We start from the raw sequence: 382 nt of genomic DNA on the forward strand, positions 1-382 counted from the left end.
CCATCCACCGCCCCTCGGACATCAGCACCCACACCGAGCCGCCGAGGCCGCCGAGGGCGCCGGACAGCGTCATCGCCCGCACGGTCGTCTGCTTCGCGTTCACGCCGCCGTACTCGGCGGCCGCCGCCTGGACGCCGCTCGTCCGGAGGTCGTACCCGAGCGACGTGTGCTCGACGAAGTAGTAGAGCGCCCCGATGAAGACGACACCGACGAGGAGCGCGATCAGCGCGAAGTCGCTGGACTGCGGGAACAGCCACGGGAGGAACTGGGCGTATTCGGGGACGTACCTGGTGGCGACCACTGAGGAGCCCTCGGCGCGGAACACCTCCAACACGAGCACGTACGCGACGTTCGCGGCGACGAAGTTGAGCATGATCGTCGT

The 382-nt window shown here is 68.6% G+C and carries 1 pseudogene; it reads right to left on the minus strand.

What is annotated here, in order from left to right:
* Window positions 1-382 (minus strand): annotated as a pseudogene (locus EXE44_RS18500) (ABC transporter permease); the annotation flags it as partial.

The organism is Halorubrum sp. SS7, from assembly GCF_005435055.1.
Classification (GTDB): domain Archaea; phylum Halobacteriota; class Halobacteria; order Halobacteriales; family Haloferacaceae; genus Halorubrum; species Halorubrum salinarum.